Source organism: Herbaspirillum sp. 3R11, from assembly GCF_004563925.1.
Classification (GTDB): domain Bacteria; phylum Pseudomonadota; class Gammaproteobacteria; order Burkholderiales; family Burkholderiaceae_D; genus Herbaspirillum.
The window spans coordinates 327,503-349,115 of the sequence record NZ_SPNJ01000006.1 but is presented as its reverse complement, the minus strand read 5'-3'; the positions used below and the strand labels follow the sequence as shown (position 1 = coordinate 349,115).

Below are 21,613 nucleotides of genomic sequence, written 5' to 3'. Positions count from 1 at the left end.
TTTCCTTAGAACTTCAGGCCGGCTTCACGCGCAGCTTCAGCCAACGCCTTGACGCGGCCGTGATAACGGAAACCGGAGCGGTCAAACGCTACTTCGGTGACTCCAGCTTTCAGTGCCTTCTCGGCGACGCGCTTGCCTACCAATGTCGCGGCAGCAGCGTTGCCGCCCTTGCCCGATTGGCCAGCCAGTTGTTGGCGAACTTCCGCTTCCAACGTCGATGCCGAAGCCAGGACGTTTGCGTCGGGGCCGATGATGCTCGCGTAGATGTGCGTGTTGGTACGATGCACGGCCAGGCGATTGACCTTTAATTCTGCGATCTTGGCACGGGTTTGAGTCGCGCGGCGCAGACGTGATTGTTTCTTGTCCATCGTCAACCCCTATTACTTCTTCTTGGTTTCTTTGAGTACAACCACTTCATCCGAATAACGAACGCCCTTGCCCTTGTAAGGCTCTGGCTGACGATATGCACGGATTTCAGCGGCGACCTGGCCAACTACTTGGCGGTCGATACCCTTGATTAAGATCTCGGTTTGAGTCGGGGTTTCACACTTGATGCCTTGTGGCATCTGGTGAACGATCGGGTGCGAAAAGCCCAGCGACAGATTCAGCTTGTCGCCTTGTGCTTGAGCGCGGAAACCCACACCAACCAAGTTCAGCTTCTTTTCGAAACCCTTAGTGACACCGTTGACCATGTTATTGACCAACGCACGCAGGGTACCGGACATTGCATTCGCTTCGCGGCTCTCATCTGCCACTTCGAAGTTCAGCGTGCCATTGTTGTTTGCAACCTTCACCAGGCCAGTCAATGGCTGGGAAAGCGAGCCCAACGGGCCCTTTACTGTGATCTGCGCTGCAGTAATGGTCGCTTCCGCGCCACCCGGCAGTGCAATCGGCATTTTACCAACACGAGACATATTGCACTCCTTAGGCCACGTAGCAAATCACCTCGCCACCGACACCGGTAGCGCGCGCTTTGCGATCTGTCATGACGCCACGTGGAGTGGAAACAATTGCCACACCCAGGCCGTTCATCACATTAGGAATCTCGTCTTTGCCTTTGTAGATACGCAGGCCTGGACGGGACACGCGCTCGAGGCGCTCGATAACTGGACGACCGGCATAGTACTTCAGGCCGATTTTCAGTTCTGCTTTGCCGCCGGCTTCTGCCACGGCGAAGTCTTCGATATAGCCCTCGTCCTTGAGGACGTTAGCAATTGCGATTTTGACTTTCGACGACGGCATTGCTACGGTCGTCTTATGCACAACTTGCGCATTGCGGATACGGGTCAGCATATCGGCGATAGGATCGCTCATACTCATTGCTTGTTCTCCTATTACCAGCTGGCTTTAGTCAAACCCGGGATCTCACCACGCATGGCGATTTCACGGACCTTAATACGGCCCAAACCGAATTTACGGAATGTGCCACGTGGACGACCTGTCAGTGCGCAACGGTTACGTTGGCGGGTCGGAGCAGAGTTACGTGGCAGCGCTTGCAACTTCAGGCGCGCTTCGTAACGTTCTTCTTCCGACTTGGATTGGTCGTCGATGATTGCCTTCAACTCAGCGCGCTTGCCGGCGTATTTCTTCACCAGATCTGCACGCTTCTGTTCACGGTTAATCAGTGCCAGTTTTGCCATGGCAGCCTCAGTTTCTGAACGGGAATTTAAATGCGGCGAGGAGCGATTTCGCTTCGTCGTCGGTCTTCGCGGTTGTCGTGATGCTGATATTCAAGCCACGCAGCGCATCAATTTTGTCGTATTCAATTTCGGGGAAAATGATTTGCTCTTTCACACCGATATTGTAGTTGCCACGACCATCGAAAGCACGACCGGAGACACCACGGAAGTCACGCACACGCGGCAGAGCCACGGTGATGAAACGATCCAGGAACTCGTACATCTGGGCGCCACGCAGGGTCACCATGCAACCAATCGGGTAGCCTTCACGGATCTTGAAACCCGCAATCGCCTTACGCGCCTTGGTCACGACCGGCTTTTGACCTGCAATCTTGGTCAAATCGCCGACAGCGTGCTCGATGATTTTCTTGTCCGCAACTGCTTCCGACAGACCCATGTTCAATGTGATCTTCAGAATGCGCGGAACTTCCATTACCGACTTATAAGCGTACTTAGCAGTCAAGTCGGCAACGACTTTTTCTTTATAGAACTCTTGGAGACGTGCCATGATCTATTAAACCTTAACAACTTCGCCGCTGGATTTATAAGCACGGACTTTCTTACCGTCCACGCTCTTGTAACCCACGCGATCTGCCTTGCCGGCCGTCGCATTGAACAATGCGAGGTTCGACACATGAATTGGCATCAGCTTATCGACAATGCCGCCAGTTGCACCAGTCATTGGATTAGGCTTGGTCGCTTTTTTAGCGACGTTAATGCCGTCAACAACAACGTAATCAGCGCTGACACGCTGAGTTACCACACCGCGCTTACCTTTGTCTTTACCAGTCAGCACGATGACTTCATCGTTCTTACGAATCTTTCCCATGACCACTCCTTACAGAACTTCAGGCGCCAGAGAGACGATCTTCATGAAGCGCTCTGTACGCAGCTCACGAGTAACTGGCCCGAAAATACGGGTACCGATAGGCTCAAGCTTGGCGTTCAGCAGAACAGCAGCATTGCTGTCGAACTTGACCAAGGAACCATCCTGACGACGCACGCCCTTGGCGGTACGAACGACGACAGCGTTATAAATTTCACCTTTTTTGACGCGACCGCGTGGAGCTGCGCTCTTCACGGTAACTTTAATCACGTCACCGATGCCTGCGTAACGGCGCTTGGAACCACCCAAGACTTTGATGCACAAAACTTCGCGCGCACCGGTGTTGTCGGCCACTTCGAGCCGGCTTTCAGTTTGAATCATGATATTTTCTTTCCCAACTTAATCCGCTTAAATCACACAATGTGAATCGCGGTCAGTCTTGGTCCTGTTAGCAAGCGAACCTGCTAGTTAGGGGACGATTAAGCTACGTAACTGCATCTTGCCTCTCGGCCTTGCCAAACACCAAGAAGCAAAGGAGAGCTCAGCATTATGACGCCATAATGCTGAGTAAGCAAGCACTACTTAAACTATTTGTGCCACTTGTACAACGCGTGTCACGCTCCAAGCTTTGGTCTTGGAGATTGGACGACCTTCCTGGATCTCGACGGTGTCGCCGGTCTTCGCCTGGTTGGCTTCATCATGAGCGTGGTACTTGTTGGTACGCACGATGATTTTGCCATACAGAGGATGCTTGACGTGACGCTCGATCAGAACGGTAACAGTCTTATCCATCTTGTCGGACACAACCTTGCCAATCAGCGTGCGCTTGAGCGCTTGTTTCACTTGATCGTTCATTGTTGACCCTTCGAATTGATGACTGTTTTCACACGTGCGATATCGCGACGTACTTTCTTCAGTTGCGCAGTATTGTTCAGTTGCTGCGTAGCCACTTGCATGCGCAAGCTGAAGTGAGCCTTCAACAGCTCATTCAGTTCTTTGGCCAGAGCCGCTTCGTCTTTACCACGGAGTTCAGATGCTTTCATATTCCGCTCCTATTATTGACCGACTTGACGAACAACAAAAGTCGTCGACAGTGGCAATTTGGCTGCTGCCAAGCGGAACGCTTCACGCGCCAGAGCTTCGTCAACACCATCCATCTCGTACAGCATCTTACCTGGCTGAATTTCAGCCACGTAGTATTCTGGATTGCCCTTACCGTTACCCATACGCACTTCAGCAGGCTTTTGGGAAATCGGCTTGTCCGGGAAAACACGGATCCAGATACGACCGCCACGTTTGATGTGACGGGTCATAGCACGACGAGCGGCTTCGATCTGACGCGCCGTGATACGACCACGACCAACTGCCTTCAGACCAAATTCGCCAAACGATACGGCAGTACCACGCGAGTGCGAGATACCCGTATTGCGACCTTTTTGTTCTTTACGATATTTTCTACGTGCTGGTTGCAGCATGATTATTCTCCTGCTTTCTCGGCCGACACACCGGCATCGGCAGCTTGACGTGGAGCACGCTTGGCGCCCGCACCTGCTGGAGCACCGGCGGTCTTCGGACGAGGACGAGCACCTGGCTTGCCATCATCACGACGTGGACCGCGACGCTTCTTGTCGTCTTCTGGCTCACCGACCAACACTGGTGCATCGCCGTTAGCCAGACGATCGCCCTTGTAAACCCAAACCTTGATACCGATGATGCCGTATGTGGTTTGTGCTTCGCCGAAGCCGTAGTCGATATCAGCGCGCAGGGTATGCAGAGGCACGCGGCCTTCGCGATACCATTCCTTACGGGCGATTTCGATACCGTTCAGACGACCGGACGACATGATCTTGATGCCTTGAGCACCCAGACGCATTGCGTTTTGCATCGCACGCTTCATGGCGCGACGGAACATGATGCGCTTTTCGAGCTGTTGAGCGATCGAATCAGCGATCAGTTGCGCGTCGGCTTCCGGCTTGCGGATTTCTTCGATGTTGACGTGCACAGGCACGCCCATCAATTTAGCCAGCGCTGCCTTCAGCACTTCGATGTCTTCACCCTTCTTACCGATCACAACGCCTGGACGGGAGCTGTAAATGGTGATGCGGGCATTCTTCGCCGGACGCTCAATAACGACGCGACCAACCGAAGCGTTCTTCAGTTTTGCCTTCAGGTAAGCACGAACCTTCAGATCTTCGTTGAGCATGCTGGCAAAATTATTATTGCCTGCATACCAGCGCGATCCCCAGTTACGTGTAACCGCCAGACGGAAACCGGTTGGATGAATCTTCTGTCCCATCGTGACTCCTTAGTTTCCGACAGTCACGTAAATGTGACAGGATTGCTTGGAAATACGATCACCACGGCCTTTTGCACGCGCTGTGAAGCGCTTGAGGACCGTACCTTTTTCCACATAAATAGTCGTGACTTTGAGCTCGTCAATGTCGGCGCCATCATTGTGTTCGGCGTTCGCGATTGCGGACTCCAGAACCTTCTTGATGATGACCGCACCCTTTTTAGGGCTGAAGGCCAAGATATTCAGTGCTTGATCAACTTTTTTGCCGCGGATCAGGTCTGCAACCAGACGGCCCTTTTGGGCCGACAGATGCACACCACGCAGGGTAGCTTTAGTTTCCATCATAGGACCTTATTTCTTAGCCTTCTTATCGGCGGCGTGACCCTTGAACGTACGGGTCAGCGCGAATTCGCCGAGCTTATGACCAACCATGTTTTCGGACACATAAACCGGCACGTGTTGCTTGCCGTTGTGCACCGCGATCGTCAAACCGATGAAATCCGGCATGATTGTCGAACGACGGGACCATGTCTTGATTGGCTTCTTGTCTTTAGTCGCTTGAGCGGCTTCAACCTTTTTGACCAGGTGAGCGTCGCAGAATGGACCTTTTTTCAATGAACGTGTCATGTTTTATCCTTATTTCTTGCCGCGGCGCGAGACAATCATTGAAGTCGTACGCTTGTTGCTGCGTGTCTTCTTGCCCTTGGTCTGTTGACCCCACGGCGAAACTGGATGACGACCTGCTGCAGTCTTACCTTCACCACCACCGTGCGGGTGATCGACCGGGTTCATGACCACACCACGCACTGTCGGACGAACGCCGCGCCAACGCATGGCACCAGCTTTACCGATCTTGCGCAGATTGTGTTCGCCGTTACCGACTTCACCGATGGTTGCACGGCATTCGATGTGAATGCGGCGCACTTCACCGGAGCGCAGACGCACCTGAGCGTAAGTACCTTCGCGTGCCATCAGCACAACGCCGGCGCCGGCGGTACGAGCGATCTGAGCACCCTTGCCTGGCAACATTTCCACGCAGTGGATTGTTGTACCGACAGGAATGTTGCGGATCGGCAGCGAATTGCCAGCCTTGATCGGCGCTTCTGCACCACTGATCAGCGAATCGCCGATTGCGATGCCCTTAGGCGCGATGATGTACTTGCGTTCGCCGTCTGCGTAGCACAGCAGAGCAATGTGCGCAGTACGGTTCGGGTCGTATTCAATACGCTCGACCTTGGCAACGATACCGTCCTTGTTACGACGGAAGTCGATAACGCGGTAGTGTTGCTTGTGGCCGCCACCGATATGACGGGTGGTGATGTGACCGTTGTTGTTACGACCAGCGGTCTTGGACTTCTTTTCGATCAGGCCGGCAAATGGACGACCCTTGTACAGGTCGCTGACGACCTTGACCATGCCACGACGACCAGGCGAGGTTGGTTTAACTTTTACGAGTGCCATTATTTAGCCTCCTCGGTGAAGTTGATCTCTTGACCAGGCTTCAGGCTGACAAATGCGCGACGTGTATGGTTGCGACGACCAACCGAACGGCCGGAACGCTTTTGCTTACCTTGACGATTCGCGACCTGAACGGACTCCACTTGGACCTTGAACAGCAGTTCGACCGCAGCCTTGACTTCCAGCTTGGTCGCATCTTGCATCACCAGAAAAACGACTTGCTCGTTTTTCTCGGCGACGAAGGTTGCCTTTTCAGAGATCACCGGCGCCAGCAGCACTTTCAGCAAGCGCTCTTCGCTATGTTTAATTGCGTTCATGCCAGCAACTCCTCAATCATGGCCAGTGCTTGCTTGGTGATCAGCACTTTCTTGTAGAACACCAGGGAGACTGGATCAGCTTGACGTGGCTCGACAATCAGCACGTTCGGCAGATTGCGCGATGCCAGCAACAGGTTTTCTTCCAGGCTGTCAGTAATGACCAGCACGGAGTCCAGACCCATGACCTTCAGCTTTTCCGACAGCAGCTTGGTCTTCGGTGCTTCGACCGAGAAATTCTCGACGATCGACAGACGACCTTCGCGAGCCAACTGGGACAGAATCGAGCAGACACCTGCGCGATACATCTTCTTGTTGACCTTGTGCGAGAAGTTTTCGTCAGGCGAGTTCGGGAAAATACGACCACCGCCGCGCCACAGTGGCGAGGACGACATACCAGCACGAGCGCGGCCAGTACCCTTTTGGCGCCATGGCTTCTTGGTTGTGTGGTGCACTTCTTCACGGTCTTTTTGCTTGCGGTTACCGCTGCGAGCATTGGCTTGATAAGCCACGACGACCTGGTGAATCAGCGCTTCGTTGTAGTCACGACCAAAGATCGTGTCAGGAGCAGCGACGTTCGATGCGGCTTGACCTTGATCATTCAGGAGCTTGAGTTCCATGAATTAGGCTCCCTTCTTGGCTTTAACTTTGACTGCCGGCGACACGACCACTTGGCCGTTCTTTGCGCCTGGCACGGCACCCTTGACCAGCAGCAATTGACGCTCAGCGTCGATGCGTGCGATCTCGAGGTTTTGCACTGTGCAGGTAACGTCACCCAGGTGACCGGTCATGCGCTTACCAGGGAAAACACGACCTGGATCCTGCGCCATACCGATGGAGCCTGGAACATTGTGCGAACGGGAGTTACCGTGGGATGCGCGACCGGATGCGAAGTTGTGGCGCTTGATCGTACCAGCGTAGCCCTTACCGATGGACACGCCTTGCACGTCCACTTTCTGGCCAGCTTCGAACAAGCTTGCAGCGACGATGTCGCCAGCTTTCAACTCGGCAGCCTTGGCTGCGTCAATGCGGAATTCTTTCAGGACGGTACCAGCTTCAACGCCAGCTTTGGCGTAGTGACCGGCAGCAGCTTTAGTCACACGCGAGGCGCGACGCTGACCGTATGCGACCTGAACAGCGGAATAACCATCCACTTCAGGCGTTTTGATTTGGGTCACGCGGTTGTTCGACACATCCAGCACGGTCACAGGAATAGAATCCCCGTCTTCCGTGAAGATACGCATCATACCAACCTTGCGACCAACAAGGCCTAGGCTCATTGTTTTTCTCCATTCCCGCCTGCGATTGGGCGGGGCTGATGTTTGTACTACTAAAATATGTGAAATCGCCGGGACAAAAAGCCAGCGCGACTCCACCGAAGCCGATCAGTATAACCGGGTAAATTTTTATTTGCAATACCCGATAGTGTCGTGGTATGTCAAAGCCTTATCCGGTCATACTTTTTACAACACCTGCCGCAAAAGTTTATTGCAGCTTGATTTCTACATCAACGCCAGCCGGCAGATCCAGCTTCATCAACGCATCGACAGTCTTGTCGGTCGGATCAACGATGTCCATCAGGCGTTGGTGCGTGCGGATTTCGAATTGATCGCGCGAAGTCTTGTTGACGTGCGGCGAACGCAGAACGTCGAAACGTTGGATGCGTGTCGGCAGCGGAACCGGACCCTTGACGACGGCGCCAGTGCGCTTTGCCGTGTCGACGATTTCCTGTGCGGATTGGTCGATCAGACGGTAGTCGAATGCCTTCAGGCGGATACGGATTTTTTGGCTAGGAGCTGACATGATTTTCCTTTAAAGAACGAACCGCGGATGACAACCATCCGCGGCAATGATAAATAACTACTACTGAAGCTATTACGCGTCTGGCAGGATCTTGGCAACCACACCAGCGCCGACGGTACGACCGCCTTCACGGATAGCGAAGCGCAGGCCTTCTTCCATCGCGATCGGGTTGATCAGCATCACGGTGATCGACACGTTGTCACCTGGCATGACCATTTCCTTGTCCTTCGGCAACTCGATCGAACCAGTCACGTCCGTTGTACGGAAGTAGAACTGTGGACGATAGTTGTTGAAGAACGGAGTATGACGGCCGCCTTCGTCTTTCGACAGAACATAGATCTCGCCGGTGAAATGCTTGTGCGGCTTGATCGAGTTCGGCTTGGCCAACACTTGACCACGCTCCACGTCTTCACGCTTGGTGCCGCGCAGCAGCACGCCGACGTTGTCGCCCGCTTGACCTTGGTCCAGCAGCTTGCGGAACATTTCAACGCCTGTGCAAACGGTGTCTTGTGTGTCACGGATTCCGACGATTTGCAGAGCTTCGCCGACCTTGACGATACCGCGCTCAACACGACCGGTCACAACGGTACCGCGGCCGGAGATCGAGAACACGTCTTCCACTGGCAGCAGGAAGGCGCCGTCAACAGCACGTTCCGGTGTCGGGATGTAGGTGTCCAGTGCTTCTGCCAGGGCCATGATCGCTTGCTCGCCCAGTGGGCCAGTGTCGCCTTCGAGGGCCAGCTTCGCCGAACCCTTGATGATTGGCAGGTCGTCGCCTGGGAATTCGTACTTGGTCAACAGCTCGCGCACTTCCATTTCGACCAGTTCCAGCAGCTCTTCATCATCCACCATGTCGGCCTTGTTCAGGAACACGATGATGTAAGGAACGCCAACTTGACGCGACAGCAGGATGTGTTCGCGTGTTTGCGGCATCGGGCCGTCTGCTGCGGAGCAAACCAGGATCGCGCCGTCCATCTGCGCGGCGCCGGTGATCATGTTCTTCACATAATCGGCGTGGCCTGGGCAGTCAACGTGAGCGTAGTGACGATTTGCTGTTTCGTATTCAACGTGGGCGGTGTTGATCGTGATGCCGCGTGCTTTTTCTTCCGGTGCCGCGTCAATTTGATCGTAGGCCTTCGCTTCGCCGCCGAATTTCTTCGACAACACGGTCGCGATTGCGGCTGTCAGTGTGGTCTTGCCGTGGTCAACGTGACCAATCGTGCCAACGTTCACGTGCGGCTTGGTCCGCTCGAATTTACCTTTTGCCATTTTGCATTTCCTTCAAAAAGAACGATTTTCTTAACAATTAAAAGCGCATCCCCGGCCAACGCAGGGGATGCGCAAAACTTAAATTACTTGGTCTTGGAAGTCACGATCGCGTCGATGACGTTCTTCGGCGCTTCCGAGTAGTGCTTGAATTCCATCGAATATGTCGCACGACCTTGTGTTGCCGAACGCAACGAAGTCGAGTAACCGAACATTTCCGACAGCGGCACTTCGGCCTTGATGATCTTGCCGCCACCGCCGGCGATTTCATCCATGCCTTGCACCATACCGCGGCGGGACGACAGATCGCCCATCACGGTACCGGCGTAGTCTTCCGGTGTTTCCACTTCCACGGCCATCATTGGTTCCAGAATGACCGGGCTGGCTTTGCGGCAACCATCCTTGAACGCCATCGAACCGGCCATGCGGAACGCATTTTCGTTCGAGTCAACGTCATGGTAGGAACCGAAGAACAGGGTAACCTTGACGTCAACCACTGGATAGCCGGCCAACACGCCGGAGTTCAGTGTTTCACGCACACCCTTTTCAACTGCCGGGATAAATTCGCGAGGAACGGTACCGCCCTTGATCGCGTCAACGAATTCGAAGCCCTTGCCTGGTTCTTGCGGTTCGATCTTCAGAACCACGTGACCGTACTGACCACGACCACCGGATTGCTTGACGAACTTGCCTTCGATTTCTTCGCAAGTCTTGCGGATGGTTTCGCGATAAGCAACTTGTGGCTTGCCGACGGTCGCTTCGACGTTGAATTCACGCTTCATGCGGTCGACGATAATGTCCAGATGCAACTCGCCCATACCGGCGATGATCGTTTGACCCGATTCTTCGTCGGTACGCACGCGGAACGACGGATCTTCTGCAGCCAGACGGTTCAGCGCCAGGCCCATCTTTTCCTGGTCAGCCTTGGTCTTTGGCTCAACAGCTTGCGAAATCACAGGCTCAGGGAAGACCATGCGTTCCAGCACGACCACAGCCTTGTCGTCGCACAGGGTGTCGCCGGTTGTGGTGTCTTTCAGACCAACCACGGCAGCGATGTCGCCTGCCAGCATTTCCTTGATTTCTTCGCGTTGGTTGGCGTGCATCTGAACGATACGGCCAATACGCTCTTTCTTCGACTTCACCGAGTTGAACACGGTGTCGCCCGAATTCAGGGTGCCCGAGTAGCAACGGATGAAGCACAGCTGACCGACGAACGGGTCAGTTGCGATCTTGAATGCCAGCGCCGAAAACTTCTCGGTGTCTTCCGCTTTACGCACGACCGGCTCGTCGTCTTCATCCAGACCTGGGACAGGCGGAATGTCGACTGGCGACGGCAGGTATTCGATCACGCCGTCCAACATGGCTTGCACGCCCTTGTTCTTGAACGCGGTGCCGCACATCATCGGAACGATTTCGCTGGCGATGGTGCGTTGACGGATCGCGGCCTTGATCTCTTCTTCGCTCAGATCGCCGTCTTCCAGGTACTTGTTCATCAGCTCTTCGGATGCTTCAGCAGCCGCTTCGACCATGTTCTCGCGCCATTTTTGAGCTTCTGCCTTCAGATGCTCAGGAATGTCACGGTAGTCGAACTTCATGCCCTGGCTGGCGTCATCCCAGTAAATCGCGCGCATCTTGACCAGATCGATCACGCCTTCGAAGTTGTCTTCGGCGCCGATAGGCACTTGCATAGGGATCGGGTTGGCCTTCAGGCGTGCACGCATTTGATCGTACACCTTGAAGAAATTCGCGCCGGTACGGTCCATCTTGTTGACGAACGCCAGACGTGGAACCTTGTACTTGTTCGCTTGACGCCAGACTGTTTCCGACTGTGGCTGCACGCCGCCGACTGCACAGTAGACCATGCAGGCGCCGTCGAGCACGCGCATCGAGCGCTCAACTTCAATGGTGAAGTCAACGTGGCCCGGGGTGTCGATGATGTTGATGTGGTGAGCCGGGAAGTTGTTCGCCATGCCCTTCCAGAAACAGGTCGTCGCAGCCGAAGTAATGGTAATACCGCGCTCTTGCTCTTGTTCCATCCAGTCCATGGTGGCGGCGCCATCATGCACTTCACCGATCTTGTGGTTCACGCCCGTGTAGAACAGAACGCGCTCAGTCGTCGTTGTCTTACCGGCGTCAATGTGAGCGGAAATACCGATGTTGCGGTAGCGCTCAATGGGGGTCTTGCGAGCCATGATTTATTCCTAAGTCTTTAATGCGCGAAACCGAGCGCCATTTTTGTAAAATAGTCGCTCGGCTCGAACAAATTTTAGATACAAGCGAAGTCTTTCCAAAAAGCCCGGAAAGCCCCGCACAGTCTTGTTAGAAGCGGAAGTGCGAGAACGCCTTGTTCGCTTCGGCCATACGGTGAACTTCGTCACGCTTCTTCATCGCACCGCCACGGCCTTCAGCCGCTTCGATCAACTCGCCACCCAGACGTTGCGGCATGGACTTTTCGCTACGCTTGTTTGCGGCTTCGCGCAACCAACGCATCGACAACGCCATACGGCGGACAGGACGCACTTCCACTGGAACCTGGTAGTTGGCGCCGCCAACGCGGCGGGACTTCACTTCGACCAGCGGCTTGCAGTTGTTCAGTGCAGCGGAGAACACTTCCAGCGGGTCTTTACCGGTTTTGGTTTGGATATGGTCGAACGCACCGTAGATGATGTTTTCAGCGACCGACTTCTTGCCGGACAACATCAACACGTTGACGAACTTAGCAACTTCAACATTGCCGAACTTTGGATCAGGCAGGATATCCCGCTTGGGTACTTCACGACGACGTGGCATTTCAATTCCTTTCAGTCTTCAGTTGAGCGCGCAGATAAACTCTTGCCGCACTCGCGGCGGCCATCATAGCCAACCACTTACTCGGCCCGTTACGGACCGACACATTTCACCAGGCTTGCGCCCGACAAAAAACAAATTACTTCTTAGCTGCCTTGGCGCGCTTGGCACCGTACTTCGAGCGAGCTTGCTTACGATCCTTGACGCCTTGGGTATCCAGAGCACCGCGAACCATGTGGTAACGCACACCCGGCAAATCCTTCACACGGCCGCCGCGCAACAGCACGACACTATGTTCTTGCAGGTTGTGGCCTTCACCACCGATGTACGAAATCACTTCGAAACCGTTGGTCAAACGCACTTTTGCAACTTTACGCAAAGCGGAGTTTGGCTTTTTAGGAGTCGTTGTGTAAACACGGGTACACACGCCGCGTTTTTGCGGGCTGTTTTCCAGCGCCGGCGATTTGCTCTTCACGATCGCGGAGACGCGTGGATTGCGAATCAATTGATTGATGGTTGGCATCGTTTTATATCCAACAAAATTTACGACGTTAATAACATTAATTCCAGGAACGGTTGCTTGGAATTAAACAAGAAACTTGCACGAAAGAAACCTGTGCACACCGATTTTAGAGAAAACGAGAGAAGCGCCGAAGAAAGCCGGAAGCAGACCAAAGAACGCTTAAGCCCAGGAGAGCCTAAATTCGAGAACTCGCGAGTATATGCCTGAAACGCAAAAGGGTCAAGGGCGGCTCCCCGCGCCCTGACCCCCGTGTCCGTTTTACGACGTTTTTGCCACTTTTTTCATCAAGCGGCAAAAGCATCATGATGCTTTTGCCAGACTGGCAACAATATTGCGCCAAGCTGTGGTCTCTTCCTTGTTGCGATCGCGACGCGAGAAGAAGTTGACAACCTGCTCACCCTTGGCGTCGTAGAACTCCACCGAAGTGATCACGCCGTCCTTGGCCGGACGCTTGACCACCCAGCCATGGTCGATGCCGGCCTGGCGCAGATGCAGGTTGAAATCCGGATCCAGCACGTTGTACCACTCTTCGGTCGCCTTCACTTTCGTGATCTTGCCGCTGAAGATCTGCGTCATGCCCGGATTGCTCACGAACACCATGATCGGCTGACCCTGCTTGGCGGCACTGTCGAGCAGGGTCAGCACCGACTGCGCACTGATGCGATAGGCGGCGTCCTTGCCGATCAGGTCCAGCGCCTGTTCACGCGTGATGCCGAGGTCCTTGAGCAGGCGCGGGAACTCATGCACGTCGCTGAGCTCGTTCCAGGTGTCGCGCAGCTCCTTGACGTCGACTTCGCCGTTGGGCTTCTTGACAACCTTGGTCGGCGCCTTGTCCACGCTCAGGTAAGCCAACTGCTCGGGCGCCTTGAAGTCGGCGACCAGCTTGTCGAACGCCGCCACGCCGGCTTCGTTGTCGAGATACACCTTGTTCACTGCGTTGCCGTGCACGTCGAAGAATTGCAGACTGCGGCTGGTCTTGCCTTCGCGGCCCGGCTGCACCACGGCGAATGCCGAGCGCCATTGGTCGGCGCCAAAGCGCAGATCGATCGGCCCGCCGGCGAATCCGGTGCCCGGAATCACGCGGCCGTCTGCATTGAGCTTGGCCTGGGTGACCGTGCCGACGCGCTCCAGCACGGCGGTGTCATTGCGCGTAATGGCCTTGATCTGGCCGAGCTCGTGCAATCGGTCGTACACCGCCTTGTAGGCGGGGCCGCCGTCGCGCAGACGGGTCACGCCCTTGCCGACATTGGTCGCCACCAGCTCGGCTTCCGAGACGTTAAGCTTCTGCGCGGCATCGCGCGGTTGCAGTTTGGGCTGCTCCACACGCAATGCCGACCAGCGTTCGGCCAGGTTGCTGTTCGGCGTGGTCGAGCACGCCGCGATGCTGATGACGCCTGCAGCCAGCAGCATCGCGCCCAGTTTGGTGTATTTCATTTCTTGCCTCTTTTCGGTTAAGTGGTTTTCAGCGGTTGACGAGTGATCAGTATTCGAACTTCATGCTGACGTTGAAGCTGCGGCCAGGTTCGGTGTAGGCATCCTTGTTGGTGGCACTGTCGGCCAGCGACAGGCCGCGGATATCGGTCCAGTTCCAGTACTTGCGATCGAACAGATTGCGAATGCCTGCGTACAGCACGGCGTTCTTGCTGAAGCGATAGCCCGAGCGCAGATCCATGACGAAGAACGACGGCGAAACGAAGTTGGTCGGCGTCACGATGTCTTCCTTTTTCTTGGCGGCGTTGTAGACCACATCGCTCTGCACAAACCACACCTGGCTGGGCTCGTAACGGACACCGGCGACCACCGACAACGGCGCCACCGATTCAAGTCCGGTCTTCTTGCCGGTCTGGTCGGTTGTCGTGCCCTTGGTATAGGCGAAGCCGGTCTTCAGCGAGATGCCGTTTTCCATGCGCCAGTCGAGACGCCCTTCAAAGCCGTGGATCGATGCTTTGGCGGCATTCACGTATTGGAAGATGGTCGGGTTGAGCACCGTACCGGCACCCGCCACGGACACCGAGTCGATGAAGTTGCGATACTCGCCGGCATACGCTGCGGTGCTGTAGCTGAACAGACCGACCGAGCTCGGCAGTTTGCCGCGGAAGCCGATTTCATAGGAGTTGCTGGTCTCCGGCTTCAGGTTCGGATTGGCGATTTGCGAATAACCCTGCGACGCATTGTTGAAGTAGGAGTTGACCTCGTGCGGCGACGGCGAGCGGAAGCCGCGCGCATATTGCACGTACGGTGCGAACGCTGGCGCGACTTCATAGATGAAGGCCAGGCGCGGCGAGAATGCACTGTCCTTGCTGGTCGACGCCGGCTGCTTGTTGGCGACGGCCTGCGCGTCGTATTTGGCGCTTGCTTCCGGCTTGATCTTGTAAGCGTCGTAACGCAGACCCGGGACAATGCTCAATGCGCCAATGCGCATGTCGTCCTGCACGTAGGAACCAAACACGCTGTATTCGGTTTTGGGGAAGTACTCGCAATATTGTGTGCCGGTGCAGGTAGTCCAGCCCGTGCCCGATGCCGCCATCTGCAACTTGGCCACACTAAGGTCGACGCCGTAGGTCAGCTTGTGCTTGACGATGCCGGTGTTGAAGCCGCTCTCGGCCAGCACGCCGCCGCCGAAGATGTCGTCCTGGTAGGTGATGTCACGGAAACGCGGACGGGTCGGCGCAGCGCCGTTTTCGAACGAATACTGATTGGTCTTCGAGTCGCGGTAGTAGAGGTTGGCGCGCAGTTTCTGGAACGCCGGATTATCTGCGTCGTCATGCTCGAATTGCAGTTGCAGCTTGTTGCTCTTGACGTCGCTGGTGCTTTGATAGCCGGTGATGGTGGGCGCTGCCACTGCGGACAGGCTGTCGCCGCGCAGTTTGTTTTCCACCGTTTCGAAACTCAGCTTGAGCAGATTGCGCGGATCGATCTTGAACACCAGCTTTCCCAGCGCCGAGCGATTATTGTAGGTGAGCGGATCAGCCTTGGTGCGCGCCGCTCCGGTGCCGCCGACGCTGCCGTTGGTTTCGGTTTCGTTACCGTGGCGCGCGTTCAGGACCAGCATGCCTTGCACGCGATCGTTGCCGAACGCCATGGTGCCCGTCGCACCGTAACTGCTGTCACTCGAATCGTAAGAAGGACGCAACGCAAAGTAGCTGCTTTTGCCGAAGACATTGAGCAGGTCTTGCGGGTCTTTGGTGACGAAGTTGACCACGCCGGTCAGGCCATCGCTGCCGTACATCGATGACGCCGGGCCACGCAGGATTTCGATGCGTTGATACAGATCGGTGTCGGTGTAGGCGCCACGACCGGCGCTCAATGTGCCTTGGCTGAATGCGCGCGGTAAGGCCACGCCGTCTTCCAGCAACATGACGCGATTGCCTTCCAGACCACGGATATTGATGCCTTCGTTGCCGCCGCGCCCCATCGTGGCGGACGCACCGGTCACGCCACCGACGCGATACACCGAACGACGCACTTCCACGCCCGGCTCATAGCGCAGCGCATCCTTGATATCCTTGGCGTTCTGTTGCTCGAGTTCTTCGGCAGTGATCACCGAAACGGTGGCTGCGACACGATTCAGGTCGCTGTCGACGCCGCGCGTGGCGGTGACGGTGATTTCATCGAGTGGGCGATTCAGCGCCGCCAGTTGTTGCGTGGTCTGTGGTGCGGCCTGTTGTGCGATCGCAGGCGCCATCGCCCATTGTTGCAGGACGACAGCCGTCGCCAGGACGAGTTTTTTCTTGCATAGCTTCATGATAACCATTCCCCTGAGTGAGTTCGGTTACTGGCATGTTGCTAGCTGGCTACCTGGATATTAGTACGAGATTTTTTGCCTGCCTCGCGACTGCACCGCGACATGTTGATCGCGTAGCGTCGTTTTATTTTGGTCGCGCGCGACGTCCGGTCCGATGAAATTGGAGGGCGGCGTTGCCGGGCATTCCTGAGGCGGATTATTTTTAATAAGAATAATTCTTATTCAAAGATTGTAGGACAAAACCTGAATCAGCTCAAGTTGATTCGTCAACATTTACGCTGCGATACATGGCGCAGCCGCACCGCAGTCCTTTGCCATATTTCCACCCATAAAAAAACGGCGCCGGAATTTCTTCCGACGCCGTTCTTCTTTGCCGCCTATCCGCCCGTGAGGGCAGATGCGCTGCTATTGCATCATTACGCTTCGCCGTCCGCACCACCGAAAGTCTCGGCAGGATGCGCTTCGGTTTCGGTCACACGCGCCACACGCTCGGATTCCAACAGCGCTGCGCGCTCGTCGGCTTCCCATGCGTCTTTTTCCTTGCGTGCACGGTGGAACGCCAGACCGGTACCAGCCGGGATCAGACGACCAACGATGACGTTTTCCTTCAGACCGCGCAAACCGTCGCGCTTGCCCATGATCGCAGCTTCGGTCAGGACACGTGTGGTCTCCTGGAACGATGCAGCCGAGATGAACGAGTCGGTCGACAGCGATGCCTTGGTGATACCAAGCAAAACGTTTTCGTATGTTGCAGGAATCTTGGTCGCGGCATTGACGCGATCATTTTCGTCCAGCAACTCGGAACGTTCGACCTGTTCACCGGTGATGTAGTTGGTATCGCCCGGATCCACAACCTGCACGCGACGCAGCATCTGACGCACGATGACTTCGATGTGCTTGTCGTTGATCTTCACGCCTTGCAAACGGTACACGTCCTGGACTTCGTCGACGATGTAACGCGCCAGCGCTTCGATACCCAGCAGGCGCAGGATGTCTTGCGGATCGGCAGGACCGTCGACAATCATTTCGCCCTTGTTCACCACCTGACCGTCATGCACCAGCACCTGCTTGTCCTTGGTGATCAGGAACTCATGCTTGGCGCCGTCCATGTCCGTGATTTCCAGACGTTGCTTGCCCTTGGTTTCCTTACCGAACGCCACAGTACCTGTGACTTCAGCCAGCATACCGGCATCCTTCGGCGAACGCGCTTCGAACAGTTCGGCAACGCGTGGCAGACCACCGGTAATATCGCGTGTCTTTTGCGATTCAGTCGGGATACGCGCCAGCACTTCACCCACGTGGACTTGCTGACCGTCCTTGACGGTAATCAGCGCGCCAACCTGGAAGCCGATCGTCACTGCGTGTTCCGTGCCGGCGATCTTGACTTCTTCGCCTTGCTCGTTCAGCAGCTTGACCTGTGGACGCAACACCTTGGCAGCGGACGAACCGCGGCGCTTGGCATCGATAACCACCAGTGTCGACAGACCGGTCACTTCGTCGATCTGCTTGGCGACGGTCGAACCTTCTTCGACGTTTTCGAACTTCACGGTACCGGTGTACTCGGTGATGATCGGACGTGTCAGCGGATCCCATGTCGCCAGTGCAGTACCGGCCTTGATGACCATGCCGTCCTTGACGATCAGGGTCGCACCGTACGGTACTTTATGACGCTCACGCTCACGACCGAGGTCGTCGGTGATCAGCACTTCGCCCGAACGGGAAATGACGATCAGCTCGCCCTTGCCGTTGGTGACGTAACGCATGGTCGCCGTGAAGCGGATGGTGCCGTTCGACTTGGCTTCCACCGACGAGGCCACTGCTGCACGCGATGCCGCGCCACCGATGTGGAACGTACGCATGGTCAGCTGAGTACCTGGCTCACCAATCGACTGCGCAGCGATAACGCCGACTGCTTCGCCGCTGTTGACCAGCACGCCGCGGCCCAGATCGCGACCGTAGCACTTGGCGCACAGGCCGTAGCGCGTGTCGCAAGTCAGCGGAGTGCGAACCTTGACTTCGTCGATGCCGAGGCGTTCGACTTCTTCAACGGTATCTTCATCCATCAGGGTGCCGGCTTCGTACAGCGTAGCCTGGGTTTCCGGATTGATGATGTCGGTAGCTGCAACGCGGCCGAGGATACGATCGCGCAGCGCTTCAATGACTTCACCGCCTTCAACCATTGCCTTCATGGACGCGCCGTTGGACGTGCCGCAATCATCTTCGATCACGACCAGATCCTGGGTCACGTCGACCAGACGACGTGTCAGGTAACCGGAGTTCGCGGTCTTCAGCGCGGTATCGGCCAGACCCTTACGGGCGCCGTGCGTCGAGATGAAGTACTGCAACACGTTCAGGCCTTCGCGGAAGTTCGCGGTAATCGGCGTTTCGATAATCGAACCGTCCGGCTTCGCCATCAGACCGCGCATACCTGCCAGCTGACGAATCTGCGCTGCGGAACCGCGGGCGCCGGAGTCGGCCATCATGTAAATCGCGTTGAACGACTCTTGCGTACCCTTGGTGCCGTCGCGGCGAACCACGTCTTCGACCTTCAGCTGGTCCATCATGGCCTTGCCGACGTCGTCGCCGGCCTTGCCCCAGATGTCCACAACCTTGTTGTAGCGTTCGCCGGCGGTAACCAGACCGGACGAGTATTGCTGTTCGATCTGCTTCACTTCTTGCTCTGCAGTCGCAATGATGGTCGCCTTTTGTGGCGGCACCAGCATGTCGTCCACGCAGATCGAGATACCGGCGCGTGTCGCCAGGCGGAAGCCCGATTGCATCAGTTGGTCGGCGAACACGACAGTCGCGCGCAGACCGCACTTGCGGAACGAAGTGTTGATCAGCTTCGAGATTTCCTTCTTCTTCAACGCGCGGTTCAGCACGGAGAATGGCAGGCCCTTCGGCAGAATTTCCGACAGGATGGCGCGGCCGACAGTCGTTTCGTAACGCTTGATTGTCTTGACGAATTCGCCGGTGACCGGATCCTTTGGATTTTCAACGATACGCACGGTGACGCGGGTAGCCAGTTCGACTTCCTTATTGTCGTACGCACGGATGACTTCCGAGACGTCCTGGAACAACATGCCTTCGTTTTTGGCGTTGATCGCTTCACGTGTCGCGTAGTACAGACCCAGCACGATATCCTGGGACGGCACGATCGACGGTTCGCCGTTCGATGGGAACAGGATGTTGTTCGACGCCAGCATCAGCGTACGCGCTTCCATCTGTGCTTCGATCGACAGTGGAACGTGGACCGCCATCTGGTCACCGTCAAAGTCGGCGTTGAACGCGGCGCAAACCAGCGGATGCAGCTGGATTGCCTTGCCTTCGATCAGGACCGGCTCGAACGCCTGGATACCCAGACGGTGCAATGTCGGCGCGCGGTTCAGCATGACCGGATGTTCGCGGATCACGTCTTCCAGGATGTCCCAGACGACCGGCTCTTGAATTTCGACCAGCTTCTTGGCTGCCTTGATGGTCGTTGCCAGACCCATCAGTTCCAGCTTGTTGAAGATGAACGGTTTGAACAGTTCCAACGCCATCAGCTTCGGCAGACCGCACTGATGCAGCTTGAGCTGCGGGCCCACCACGATGACGGAACGGCCGGAGTAGTCGACGCGCTTGCCCAGCAAGTTTTGACGGAAACGACCGCCCTTGCCCTTGATCATTTCGGCCAGCGACTTCAGCGGACGCTTGTTGGCGCCGGTCATCGCTTTACCGCGACGGCCGTTGTCCAGCAGCGAGTCAACCGCTTCTTGCAGCATGCGCTTTTCGTTGCGCGTGATGATTTCAGGCGCGCGCAATTCCATCAGGCGCTTGAGACGATTGTTACGGTTGATGACGCGGCGATACAGATCGTTCAGATCGGAGGTCGCAAAGCGGCCGCCGTCCAGCGGGACCAGTGGACGCAGTTCCGGTGGCAGCACCGGCAGCACTTCCATGATCATCCAGTCAGGCTTGATGCCCGAACGTTGGAACGCTTCCAGCACCTTCAGGCGCTTGGCGTATTTTTTGATCTTGGCTTCGGACTTCGATTCCTTCAGTTCCACGCGCAGGGTTTCTGCATCGCGGTCGATGTCGATCGAGCGCAGCAGTTCACGGATGCCTTCGGCGCCCATGAATGCGGTGAAGTCGTCGCCGTACTCTTCGTACTTGGCAGCGTAGTCGTCTTCCGACATGATCTGGCACTTCTTCAGCGGAGTCATGCCTGGATCGGTCACGACGTAGGCTTCAAAGTACAGCACGCGTTCGATGTCCCGCAGGGTCATGTCGAGGACCATGCCCAGACGCGACGGCAGCGATTTCAGGAACCAGATGTGGGCAGTCGGCGAAGCCAGTTCGATGTGGCCCATGCGCTCACGGCGCACCTTGGCCAGCGTGACTTCAACGCCGCATTTTTCGCAGATGACGCCGCGGTGCTTGAGGCGCTTGTACTTGCCACAGAGGCATTCGTAGTCTTTGATCGGGCCAAAGATCTTGGCGCAGAACAGACCGTCGCGCTCAGGCTTGAAGGTACGGTAGTTGATGGTTTCCGGCTTTTTGACTTCGCCGTAGGACCACGAACGGATTTTTTCCGGGGACGCCAGACCAATTTTGATCGCGTCGAATTGTTCGTTTTGCTGAACTTGCTTGAATAGATCGAGCAGTGCTTTCATGTATCACTCCAGTTGGCGTGAGAACGCTAGGTAATGCTGTGTATATCGAGACGGCCGCACCACAATCTGCGCACACCCTGTTCGCACCTGCGGGAGAGCCGTGGCTTGCGCCGGGTTCCGCATGTACCGGGACAGACTTGGTCGTCCTTGACTGCTTACAATTGCTTGTAGCTGCTTGCTGAACTGCTTACTTTACTACGTTGCCGCCTTTGTTTCAGGCGGCAGGATCAGACGGTGAAACAGGGCAAGACGGCCGCGCCGCCT

At 56.0% G+C, this 21,613-nt stretch carries 25 protein-coding genes; all 25 read right to left on the bottom strand.

Translation table 11 applies throughout. From position 1 onward, the window contains the following. Positions 1-5: 5 nt before the first annotated feature. On the bottom strand, positions 6-368 hold the full coding sequence (gene rplR, locus E4P32_RS23705) for a 50S ribosomal protein L18 (RefSeq protein WP_016836025.1): 363 nt from the start codon (positions 366-368) through the stop codon (positions 6-8). Positions 369-380: 12 nt separating this feature from the next. Beyond that, complete coding sequence (gene rplF / locus E4P32_RS23700) at positions 381-914, bottom strand: 50S ribosomal protein L6 (protein WP_116436331.1); 534 nt, start codon at positions 912-914, stop codon at positions 381-383. A gap of 10 nt (positions 915-924) precedes the next feature. Next, a complete protein-coding gene (rpsH, locus tag E4P32_RS23695; protein WP_116436330.1) occupies positions 925-1,320 on the bottom strand; it encodes a 30S ribosomal protein S8 in 396 nt (131 codons plus the stop codon). Positions 1,321-1,334: 14 nt separating this feature from the next. Then, positions 1,335-1,640 (bottom strand): 30S ribosomal protein S14, encoded by a 306-nt coding sequence (gene rpsN, locus E4P32_RS23690; protein ID WP_007875333.1) that lies wholly within the window; start codon positions 1,638-1,640, stop codon positions 1,335-1,337. 7 nt (positions 1,641-1,647) lie between these two features. Continuing rightward, the gene (gene rplE, locus E4P32_RS23685; protein WP_016836027.1) at positions 1,648-2,187 is read right to left on the bottom strand and encodes a 50S ribosomal protein L5; all 540 of its coding nucleotides are present in this window, start codon (positions 2,185-2,187) and stop codon (positions 1,648-1,650) included. Positions 2,188-2,193: 6 nt separating this feature from the next. Next, positions 2,194-2,508, bottom strand: a complete 315-nt coding sequence (rplX, locus tag E4P32_RS23680) for a 50S ribosomal protein L24 (RefSeq protein WP_016836028.1) — start codon at positions 2,506-2,508, stop codon at positions 2,194-2,196. 9 nt (positions 2,509-2,517) lie between these two features. Further along, complete coding sequence (rplN, locus tag E4P32_RS23675) at positions 2,518-2,886, bottom strand: 50S ribosomal protein L14 (protein WP_016836029.1); 369 nt, start codon at positions 2,884-2,886, stop codon at positions 2,518-2,520. 201 nt (positions 2,887-3,087) lie between these two features. After that, complete coding sequence (gene rpsQ / locus E4P32_RS23670; RefSeq protein ID WP_016836030.1) at positions 3,088-3,360, bottom strand: 30S ribosomal protein S17; 273 nt, start codon at positions 3,358-3,360, stop codon at positions 3,088-3,090. Beyond that, entirely contained in the window at positions 3,357-3,548 is a 192-nt protein-coding gene (gene rpmC, locus E4P32_RS23665) for a 50S ribosomal protein L29 (RefSeq protein ID WP_016836031.1), read from the bottom strand. The genes rpsQ and rpmC overlap by 4 nt, the downstream gene beginning before the upstream one ends. Before the next feature lie 12 nt (positions 3,549-3,560). Beyond that, positions 3,561-3,980, bottom strand: a complete 420-nt coding sequence (rplP, locus tag E4P32_RS23660; protein WP_007875315.1) for a 50S ribosomal protein L16 — start codon at positions 3,978-3,980, stop codon at positions 3,561-3,563. 2 nt (positions 3,981-3,982) lie between these two features. Then, positions 3,983-4,801 carry a 30S ribosomal protein S3 gene (gene rpsC, locus E4P32_RS23655; RefSeq protein ID WP_116436329.1) on the bottom strand — a complete coding sequence of 273 codons (819 nt, stop codon included), beginning with the start codon at positions 4,799-4,801 and terminating at the stop codon, positions 3,983-3,985. A 9-nt stretch (positions 4,802-4,810) separates the two neighbouring features. After that, on the bottom strand, positions 4,811-5,143 hold the full coding sequence (rplV, locus tag E4P32_RS23650) for a 50S ribosomal protein L22 (RefSeq protein WP_016836033.1): 333 nt from the start codon (positions 5,141-5,143) through the stop codon (positions 4,811-4,813). A 6-nt stretch (positions 5,144-5,149) separates the two neighbouring features. After that, positions 5,150-5,425 (bottom strand): 30S ribosomal protein S19, encoded by a 276-nt coding sequence (gene rpsS, locus E4P32_RS23645; RefSeq protein ID WP_007875308.1) that lies wholly within the window; start codon positions 5,423-5,425, stop codon positions 5,150-5,152. A 9-nt stretch (positions 5,426-5,434) separates the two neighbouring features. After that, on the bottom strand, positions 5,435-6,259 hold the full coding sequence (gene rplB, locus E4P32_RS23640) for a 50S ribosomal protein L2 (RefSeq protein ID WP_116436328.1): 825 nt from the start codon (positions 6,257-6,259) through the stop codon (positions 5,435-5,437). After that, on the bottom strand, positions 6,259-6,573 hold the full coding sequence (gene rplW, locus E4P32_RS23635; RefSeq protein ID WP_116436327.1) for a 50S ribosomal protein L23: 315 nt from the start codon (positions 6,571-6,573) through the stop codon (positions 6,259-6,261). Before rplW ends, rplB begins: the two co-directional genes overlap by 1 nt. Further along, the gene (rplD, locus tag E4P32_RS23630) at positions 6,570-7,190 is read right to left on the bottom strand and encodes a 50S ribosomal protein L4 (protein WP_116436326.1); all 621 of its coding nucleotides are present in this window, start codon (positions 7,188-7,190) and stop codon (positions 6,570-6,572) included. Before rplD ends, rplW begins: the two co-directional genes overlap by 4 nt. A gap of 3 nt (positions 7,191-7,193) precedes the next feature. Beyond that, positions 7,194-7,850, bottom strand: a complete 657-nt coding sequence (gene rplC, locus E4P32_RS23625; RefSeq protein ID WP_116436325.1) for a 50S ribosomal protein L3 — start codon at positions 7,848-7,850, stop codon at positions 7,194-7,196. A 205-nt stretch (positions 7,851-8,055) separates the two neighbouring features. Then, on the bottom strand, positions 8,056-8,373 hold the full coding sequence (rpsJ, locus tag E4P32_RS23620) for a 30S ribosomal protein S10 (RefSeq protein ID WP_116436324.1): 318 nt from the start codon (positions 8,371-8,373) through the stop codon (positions 8,056-8,058). Positions 8,374-8,445: 72 nt separating this feature from the next. After that, positions 8,446-9,642 (bottom strand): elongation factor Tu, encoded by a 1,197-nt coding sequence (gene tuf / locus E4P32_RS23615; protein WP_116436317.1) that lies wholly within the window; start codon positions 9,640-9,642, stop codon positions 8,446-8,448. Between the two features lie 83 nt (positions 9,643-9,725). After that, positions 9,726-11,831, bottom strand: coding sequence for an elongation factor G (fusA, locus tag E4P32_RS23610; RefSeq protein WP_116436323.1), 2,106 nt, complete (start codon positions 11,829-11,831; stop codon positions 9,726-9,728). A 127-nt stretch (positions 11,832-11,958) separates the two neighbouring features. Next, positions 11,959-12,429: a 30S ribosomal protein S7 gene (gene rpsG, locus E4P32_RS23605; protein WP_016836042.1), complete on the bottom strand. Its 471-nt coding sequence runs from the start codon at positions 12,427-12,429 to the stop codon at positions 11,959-11,961. Between the two features lie 136 nt (positions 12,430-12,565). Further along, positions 12,566-12,949, bottom strand: a complete 384-nt coding sequence (rpsL, locus tag E4P32_RS23600) for a 30S ribosomal protein S12 (RefSeq protein WP_016836043.1) — start codon at positions 12,947-12,949, stop codon at positions 12,566-12,568. A 300-nt stretch (positions 12,950-13,249) separates the two neighbouring features. Further along, positions 13,250-14,383 carry a ChuX/HutX family heme-like substrate-binding protein gene (locus E4P32_RS23595; protein WP_116436322.1) on the bottom strand — a complete coding sequence of 378 codons (1,134 nt, stop codon included), beginning with the start codon at positions 14,381-14,383 and terminating at the stop codon, positions 13,250-13,252. Positions 14,384-14,429: 46 nt separating this feature from the next. After that, positions 14,430-16,694 carry a TonB-dependent hemoglobin/transferrin/lactoferrin family receptor gene (locus E4P32_RS23590; RefSeq protein ID WP_116436321.1) on the bottom strand — a complete coding sequence of 755 codons (2,265 nt, stop codon included), beginning with the start codon at positions 16,692-16,694 and terminating at the stop codon, positions 14,430-14,432. A gap of 416 nt (positions 16,695-17,110) precedes the next feature. After that, positions 17,111-21,349: a DNA-directed RNA polymerase subunit beta' gene (gene rpoC, locus E4P32_RS23585; protein WP_116436320.1), complete on the bottom strand. Its 4,239-nt coding sequence runs from the start codon at positions 21,347-21,349 to the stop codon at positions 17,111-17,113. Positions 21,350-21,613: the final 264 nt, after the last annotated feature.

What these genes read in the sequence shown, in the direction of transcription:
- rplE (WP_016836027.1), bottom strand. Translation starts at nt 2,187, where the DNA reads ATGGCACGTCTCCAAGAGTTCTATAAAGAAAAAGTCGTTGCCGACTTG.
- E4P32_RS23590 (WP_116436321.1), bottom strand. Translation starts at nt 16,694, where the DNA reads ATGAAGCTATGCAAGAAAAAACTCGTCCTGGCGACGGCTGTCGTCCTG.
- tuf (WP_116436317.1), bottom strand. Translation starts at nt 9,642, where the DNA reads ATGGCAAAAGGTAAATTCGAGCGGACCAAGCCGCACGTGAACGTTGGC.
- rplX (WP_016836028.1), bottom strand. Translation starts at nt 2,508, where the DNA reads ATGGGAAAGATTCGTAAGAACGATGAAGTCATCGTGCTGACTGGTAAA.
- fusA (WP_116436323.1), bottom strand. Translation starts at nt 11,831, where the DNA reads ATGGCTCGCAAGACCCCCATTGAGCGCTACCGCAACATCGGTATTTCC.
- rplD (WP_116436326.1), bottom strand. Translation starts at nt 7,190, where the DNA reads ATGGAACTCAAGCTCCTGAATGATCAAGGTCAAGCCGCATCGAACGTC.
- rplP (WP_007875315.1), bottom strand. Translation starts at nt 3,980, where the DNA reads ATGCTGCAACCAGCACGTAGAAAATATCGTAAAGAACAAAAAGGTCGC.
- rpsS (WP_007875308.1), bottom strand. Translation starts at nt 5,425, where the DNA reads ATGACACGTTCATTGAAAAAAGGTCCATTCTGCGACGCTCACCTGGTC.
- rplR (WP_016836025.1), bottom strand. Translation starts at nt 368, where the DNA reads ATGGACAAGAAACAATCACGTCTGCGCCGCGCGACTCAAACCCGTGCC.
- rpoC (WP_116436320.1), bottom strand. Translation starts at nt 21,349, where the DNA reads ATGAAAGCACTGCTCGATCTATTCAAGCAAGTTCAGCAAAACGAACAA.
- rpmC (WP_016836031.1), bottom strand. Translation starts at nt 3,548, where the DNA reads ATGAAAGCATCTGAACTCCGTGGTAAAGACGAAGCGGCTCTGGCCAAA.
- rpsH (WP_116436330.1), bottom strand. Translation starts at nt 1,320, where the DNA reads ATGAGTATGAGCGATCCTATCGCCGATATGCTGACCCGTATCCGCAAT.
- rplC (WP_116436325.1), bottom strand. Translation starts at nt 7,850, where the DNA reads ATGAGCCTAGGCCTTGTTGGTCGCAAGGTTGGTATGATGCGTATCTTC.
- rpsJ (WP_116436324.1), bottom strand. Translation starts at nt 8,373, where the DNA reads ATGTCAGCTCCTAGCCAAAAAATCCGTATCCGCCTGAAGGCATTCGAC.
- rpsC (WP_116436329.1), bottom strand. Translation starts at nt 4,801, where the DNA reads ATGGGACAGAAGATTCATCCAACCGGTTTCCGTCTGGCGGTTACACGT.
- rplV (WP_016836033.1), bottom strand. Translation starts at nt 5,143, where the DNA reads ATGATGGAAACTAAAGCTACCCTGCGTGGTGTGCATCTGTCGGCCCAA.
- rpsQ (WP_016836030.1), bottom strand. Translation starts at nt 3,360, where the DNA reads ATGAACGATCAAGTGAAACAAGCGCTCAAGCGCACGCTGATTGGCAAG.
- rplW (WP_116436327.1), bottom strand. Translation starts at nt 6,573, where the DNA reads ATGAACGCAATTAAACATAGCGAAGAGCGCTTGCTGAAAGTGCTGCTG.
- rpsN (WP_007875333.1), bottom strand. Translation starts at nt 1,640, where the DNA reads ATGGCAAAACTGGCACTGATTAACCGTGAACAGAAGCGTGCAGATCTG.
- rpsL (WP_016836043.1), bottom strand. Translation starts at nt 12,949, where the DNA reads ATGCCAACCATCAATCAATTGATTCGCAATCCACGCGTCTCCGCGATC.
- rplF (WP_116436331.1), bottom strand. Translation starts at nt 914, where the DNA reads ATGTCTCGTGTTGGTAAAATGCCGATTGCACTGCCGGGTGGCGCGGAA.
- rplB (WP_116436328.1), bottom strand. Translation starts at nt 6,259, where the DNA reads ATGGCACTCGTAAAAGTTAAACCAACCTCGCCTGGTCGTCGTGGCATG.
- rpsG (WP_016836042.1), bottom strand. Translation starts at nt 12,429, where the DNA reads ATGCCACGTCGTCGTGAAGTACCCAAGCGGGATATCCTGCCTGATCCA.
- E4P32_RS23595 (WP_116436322.1), bottom strand. Translation starts at nt 14,383, where the DNA reads ATGAAATACACCAAACTGGGCGCGATGCTGCTGGCTGCAGGCGTCATC.
- rplN (WP_016836029.1), bottom strand. Translation starts at nt 2,886, where the DNA reads ATGATTCAAACTGAAAGCCGGCTCGAAGTGGCCGACAACACCGGTGCG.